Below are 6,941 nucleotides of genomic sequence, written 5' to 3' on the forward strand. Positions count from 1 at the left end.
GTTATTATTTTGGCAATAATACTCCGGTATAAGTATTTACCGGATGAGAAAGATATTGTTTAACGGCAGTGTTAACATTCTCTACCGTCATTTGTTTCAACAATTGCTCCTGCTCAGTCCATGCTGCAGGATCGTCATATTGAATAAGACTATTTACAATAGTGTTCGCTAATTGTTGAACGCTACGCTGTTGGATATCGAGGCTGCGCTGAACGTTTTGCTGGTATTCATTCAGTTCTTGCTCACTGATCCCTTTAGCCAGACGCTTAACCATCACTTCATTCGCTAACGTTAACAGTTCATCATGTCGTTCTGGTTGACAAGTAAAAGCCAGCAAATGACTGATATCTTTGGCCTGAGGATCAACCGAGAGGCGAGAAGAAACGCTGTATGCTCCAGATGCCTGTTCACGAATATTAACACGTAGATCTTTTGCCAGTGCGACGTTAAAAGCATCGAGCGCCATACGCGTCGCCAGATTAACAGGTGTCCGGGAATCATAACGCTTCCACTGTGAAACCTGTGCCACAGGTTCATTTTGTTCTTTTACAGTAACCGATGCGTTGTCCATCGCGCGAGTTAATGGTTTACCTGCGGCTAATGGCGAATCAGAGTGTTTGATTGATCCTAAGTAACGCGTAATTAACGCCACGAGTTTGTCTTCTGAGACATTACCGACAATGACAAACGTGATATCCGCTGGAGATGAAAACAACTGGCGATCGGCAGCCAGCGCATCTGCGGCAGTAAACTGTACAATCTGATTTTCTTGCAGTAATTTCGTGCGGTCATCAGCATAGCGCGTCTCATACATCTGCTGGGCGAATTTCTCCGCTGGACGCTGGTCGAGCGTTTTCAACGCCTGAATTTGAGCATTTTGTAGCGATGCCCAAATATTGTCGTTAATCGTGCTGTGGGTGATTCGCTGGTTAATCAACTGAAAACCAGGTTCAGGGTTATTAGTCCGCGCGCTAACGGAGAGCAACGTATTCATGCCACTGACTTTACTGCTCATGGTTACCGAATTTTCCGCACTCCAGCGTTTCAGGCTGGAAGAGGAGAGCTCACCAACGCCGCTTCCGCTTACTGCTTTATTTGCCAGCGCGATAAGTGATTTTTGCTGCGCAGGGAAACTTAAATCGCCTTTATTCGATACGGCAGTAATTTGTAGCTTTTGCTCTTCACCCGCGGATTTTGCCAGAATAACCCTGGCACCATTGGAAAGTGTTAATGATGTCAGATTCTCAGCCAGCGTTTCTTTGCTGCTAATTTCCGCCTGTGGGTCAGCGTCTACTGTTAACGATAAATTTCTGCCTGGGAAGATGTAAGCCGCCAGCTTTTTGTTGGCGTACTCTTTTTCCAGCGCCAGGATAGCCGCAGGAGACAATGCTTTTTTGGCGGCAAGCTCATTGTTTACCATTTGCTCCCAAAATGCGTCCTGGTTCTTTCTTAACTGCTGCCATTTTTCCGCCAGACTTTGCACGGTAATTTGCTGCCACAGACGTTTCGAAAGTTGATATGTCTCTTCCGGCGACAAGAACGGCGTATTATTTAATGAGCTGGATGCCAGGCGACTGGTCAGCATACGTAAATCACGTTCAGCTTGCTGATCAACCGCATTTTTCAGCCAGGTGAGGCGGGTAGATTTGACATCATCGAGTTCTTCAGCAGAAAAACCATGCTGATCAATGGTTGCCAACTCTGCCATTAATGCATTCGCAGCATCCTGCATATTATCGTCTCGTGCATTTACACGGAAAAACAGCGACTGATAATCGGGTGCAATTTTAACGCTGCGCGCAGTGCCGCCAGAAATAGTCTTCAACTCGCCCGACTGTATGCGTTCCTGCAGACGTTGATTGAACAGCTGAACTAACATGCTCCATTCAGCTTGTTCGATAAAGCTTTGCTCATCGTTCACTTGTACCATTGGCAGGCGATAATAGAGTGCGATGCCGTTCACCCGGTTTTCTTTATCATTAATGATATTAAAGCGCAGGTGGTTTTCGGCTTTTGTCGGCCAGACGCGATTTTCAGCTGCTTTGTTAGCCGGAAGCTTACTTAAATTATCCTTTATCAGCGCCAGCGCTTCTTTACTGTCGATATCGCCGACCACGATAAAGGTCATATTATTTGGTTGATACCAGCGTTGATAAAATTGGCGCAATTGTGCCGGTGTGACCGTGGCGACAGTATCCATCAGGCCGATAGGTTCACGGTCTAAATTACGGGTATTAGCAAGCAGGAAAGGGCGGCGCGCCTGAGAGGTGCGCCATTTCGCATCCTGATGGGCACGCCATTCCTCAGTAATTACGCCACGTTCAGCGTCTACTTCGAGTTTTTCAAAGGTTGCGGCATTACTCCATTCACTGAAGATTGCCATCACTTGTTGCAGATTTTGTTTCTGCGTAGTCGGCAAACTCACCTGATACACCGTTTCGTCATAGCTGGTATAGGCATTAACATCGCGACCAAAACGCAGGCCCATTGACTCAAATGTTTCGATGACTTTATTACCCGGCCATGTTTTTGTGCCGTTAAACATCATATGTTCTACAAAATGAGCCACGCCGCGCTCATTGTCTTCTTCCTGCAATGAACCGGTATGAATTTGCAGCCATAAATTTACCTGATCCTTTGGTTGAGCATGCGGATAAATCATATATCGCAAGCCATTGTCCAGTTGCCCGGTAATTAACTTTTCATCCTGCGGTAAGGCGGCGGCAATCAGCCGCCCGGGGAGCAACAGAGTTGCCACTAACGTCAGTAAGAAACAGAGGTTTCTCATAATTATCTCCATGCGAAAACCGGGCGAATTTACCCGGTTAAGTAAAATCCGAACTATTAAAATTTCATGCTGACATCAAGCCAGAAAGTACGGCCACTGGCGTAGGTCGCCACACCGGTATTCGTTGTATCAACAGCGGTTTTGCTATCCAATACATTGAGAATATCGGCACTGATCGTCAGGTTTTGTTGTTTCAGAAATTGTGGCGTCCAGGACAAGCGGGTGTCCCAGGTCAGGCTGCTATCCAGTTTTTCGTCAACATACTGCTTGTAATCTGAATATTCGCTGATGTATTGCGCATTTGTCTTACCCAGGATAATGCGAGCTTTACGCGCTTCTTGCCAGGCCAGCGTATTCGCCCACACTAACCCGCTCGGTTGATGCGTGAAATCCATGTTTAAGGAGATCTTTAATGGGTTATTAAAATCTGCCACTGGAACGCTATCGTAAGAAACCAGATTACCGTTATAAACCACCTGGTTATCACCGGTATTGCTCTCCTCATAACCATTGTTTAACGACAAGTTGCCCTTGCTCTTGATATAGCTAAAGACAATTTGCGGGTTAATATCTACCTGGCTGATATGCAGGGGGTCGGCCAGTTCAAAACTGAGGTTGAACGAATGCGTTTTTGTTTTGCCGTCGTTGTTATATTCAGTAATGGTGGTTTTAGTCGCGCTGTCGGTACGACTGCTTTTGCTGATTTGATCATGCGCTTCACGGTAAACATAGTTTGCGCGCGCAATAACGTTCTTACCGATTTTCTGCTGCAATCCCATTGCCAGTTCATCGTTATAAGGCGTTTTCAAATCCTGATAACGCGTCAGGGTTTTATTGCCTGATACCGATTCCGTCCAGCTATTGCGGATATCACGTAATCCCATATCAAGAATATTCCCGCCATAGTAACGGTTATAACCTGCTGTAATCATTGAGGTTTGATCAGCAAAAATATCCCATTCCGTCATAAAGCGCGGGGAGATATTGTGGTTTGACAGATAGTTGTCATAGTCATACCGCACGCCGGGCATTAATGACACATTCCGCCAGCTAATGCGATCCGCCATATACAGCGTGTAGTTGTCAATTCCCAGGCTGCCTTTACCTTTATGGTAAATGGTATGGTTAGTTTTCTTTCCGGCAGCATTAATCACATAGGATTCAGACTGGTTATGGCGTTCAGTCCACGCATCGGAATAGATGTATTCCGCGCCGAAGTAGGGTTGATGCGAAACATTACCCACGGCGAATTTTTGCCAGTCCAGGCGTGTTTTGAAGGTGTAATTATCTACAGCCTGGGAAATGTGTCCTAATCCGCCACGGGTGCAACGCCCTGTAATATCACCATATGTACATGAAAGTTCGGTGTACCAGATGTCATGATCGTGACGGGTATAATCACTAATATGATCCCAACCAACGGTGGTACGCAGTTTGGCCCATGCGAGCTGCGTATCCATATCCCATGCCAGACCGTAGGATTTATTACCCATTTCGCGATCAGACTGCGGGAAGGTGCTGGTATTATAATCACGACTGGAGCCGGTATATTTTAAGGTTAAATCGTAGGTAAAGCGGTCGCTGGCAAACCAGGTAAATTTGCTCAATGCAGTATCGATAACGTTTTTATACTGTGCCCGACCGGCGACAATGCCGTCATTCGAAACATAATCCGCGCGGGTGATATCAGACTGGCGGCGCGATAAACCGGCGGTAACGCCGAAGTTATCAGCGAGTTCCTGATTAAATGACAAGGTATAAAAGTTCTTTTTAAAATCTGGGGAGTAATAAGTACTTCCTGAAGAGCCTTGATTAAATGCGCTCTTGTTATTCTCATCGATATGCGATGTTAACCAGTCCGAACGCGTAGTGCGATAACCCAATTTCACCTTGCTATCATCAGCGTTGAAGCGTTTGATCTTTGCATCAATTACCCCGCCATTGAAGCGACCAAATTCAACCGGCACAAAACTGTCATAAAGCGTCACATTGTCCAGTAAGCTGACATCAAGATAATACCCCTGTGACATCCCGCTAATATTGGTTGCACTACTGGCATCGGACTCATTCGCTGGGTTCAGGTTATTAGTTGCACTAATACCGTCAATCAAATAGGCATTCTGGTAGGGCGACGCACCGTGAATAGAGATTTTCTCAGGGCGAATATCTCCCTGGTTCAACGAGGTACTTTGCGTTGAATCCATGCGTACCGCAGGGTTGGTTCTCAGCAGATCGCTGATATTGCCATTCCCGGTCGGTAAACGCTCGATGCTTTCACTGGTATAATGCGTGTTGCCGTTTACGGGTACAGGGACAGGAGCATAGACCGTCATCTCTTCAAAAACATGCATGTACATGTTTTTGTCATCGACGGCCTGCGCCACATCAGCGCCACATAAAATGACGCCAGGAATAAGAACTCGCTTCATTTATTTATATCTCCGTACAGCAGGGCTTTTATTGTTTTTATAAAACCGCGCTAATGTCACAAATATCATCTGCCAGGTTCCAGACACCGGATTGATGTGTAACCATAATGACGCCGCTTGTGGGTAGTTTTTCACGCACTAAACGCAGTAAGCGGATAGCCTCTTGTTCCTCAAGATGAGAGGTAGTTTCGTCAAGAAATATCCATTTCGGACGTCGTAAAATTAATCGTGCCAGGGCGATACGTTGTTTTTCGCCGCTGGAAAGAATATCTCCCCAGCGATCGTGGTCATGAATACGCGCAGCCAATTTCCCCAGACCAACCTGATGCAGTACTTCGCTCAACGATTTATCGTCTACGGGCAGGGGAAGTGCTTTACAAATAATCTCTTTCAGTAAGCCGCTTTTGATTAACGGTGTTTGTGACACATACCAACTGTCAGCAGGAGAAGAAATATCACCTTTAAACCACGGCCAGCAGTGAGATAATGTTTTAAGCAGTGTGGTTTTTCCCGCACCAGAGTAACCTTTCAGTAATAGCCATTTGCCTGGCGAAACATGAAAGTTCAGGTTCTCTAATATGATCTTATTATCAGGAGTACGAATACTCGCGTCAGCCACTTGTACCGCATGTTGGCAATTTTTAGGTTTATTCGTAGGGCGCTGTTCGGTGAGTTGATGGAACTCATACAAACGATCGATAACCGCAGCCAGTTCAGCAAGTTCGTCATATTTATAAATAAACCAGCTTAAATTGTTCGATACCAGCATAAATGCCTGGCGCGATTTCATCAGTCCGCCCAGATTGATCTGCCCGCTAATAAACTGCGGCAATAACAGAAAGTAGGGAAGAACGCTAAGCGAGCGCGAATAAATATTCTGCCAGTAATCAAGCCACCGCTGACGATTCATTAAACGATGCCAGTTCTCTTTAATGGTATGAAAATTGTCGCTCAACTCCTGGCGTTGTAGAGACTCAGCATTGCTTAGCGCAATCAGTTCTGCCTGCTTATTATGCTGCACAAGATTTGTTCGAAATGTCGCTTCGCTACGTTGTTTTTCCACATTAAGCGGACGAATACGTTTACCAACCTTATGGGTAAATAAAGTTCCACCGATCACAATGAGCACAACGGTATAGACCATATACCCCTGGATATTCCATTCTGTTCCACCAACAGTGAATGAGAGCGTACCCGCGCTTTGCCAAAGAATAACGGTAAAGGTGATCAGCATGCTAAGTGACTGGATGAAGCCAAATGAAAGGCTGAGCGTTTTGCTGATCAGTAAGAGAATGTCTTCAGCGATACGTTGGTCAGGGTTATCTGTATTTTTATGCTCGCCGTAGATCTGCGTGAAGTAGTAGTTTTTATCTGCAAACCACCGATTAAGGTAGTAATCTGTTAACCATTCGCGCCAGCGAATAGTCAGTAGTTTAATTAACCATGTTTTGTTTACGGATATTAATACAAAGATCCCCAGCAGGGCAGGGAACCAAAGGACAAGCTGCCAAAGCTTATCGGTTTCTTTCTGGCTTAGCGCATTGAAAAAATCATTATTCCAGTCGTTTAACCAGACCTGAATTTTAACCACGCCAAGGATCATGGCGAGGATAATAATGATTAACAACACTGAAGTTTTATTATTCTTACGCAGCCAAAAGGGCTTCAGCAGACAGAGATACTTTGCTATCAACATACAAAACGTAATGGGAATGGTTATCATT

3 protein-coding genes are annotated in these 6,941 nt (G+C 45.4%); all 3 read right to left on the reverse strand.

Annotation, left to right across the window (positions count from 1 at the left end):
* Positions 1-4: 4 nt before the first annotated feature.
* The 3 genes from E0D98_RS20045 to E0D98_RS20055 are packed head-to-tail and all read right to left on the reverse strand — an operon-like array spanning position 5 to position 6,940.
* Positions 5-2,788 (reverse strand): M16 family metallopeptidase, encoded by a 2,784-nt coding sequence (locus E0D98_RS20045; RefSeq protein ID WP_024173889.1) that lies wholly within the window; start codon positions 2,786-2,788, stop codon positions 5-7.
* Between the two features lie 56 nt (positions 2,789-2,844).
* The gene (locus E0D98_RS20050; protein ID WP_047089237.1) at positions 2,845-5,217 is read right to left on the reverse strand and encodes a TonB-dependent receptor plug domain-containing protein; all 2,373 of its coding nucleotides are present in this window, start codon (positions 5,215-5,217) and stop codon (positions 2,845-2,847) included.
* Positions 5,218-5,254: 37 nt separating this feature from the next.
* A complete protein-coding gene (locus tag E0D98_RS20055) occupies positions 5,255-6,940 on the reverse strand; it encodes an ABC transporter ATP-binding protein/permease (protein WP_000628549.1) in 1,686 nt (561 codons plus the stop codon).
* Position 6,941: the final 1 nt, after the last annotated feature.

Source organism: Escherichia sp. KCJ4928 (genome assembly GCF_004352695.1).
GTDB lineage: Bacteria > Pseudomonadota > Gammaproteobacteria > Enterobacterales > Enterobacteriaceae > ECMA0423.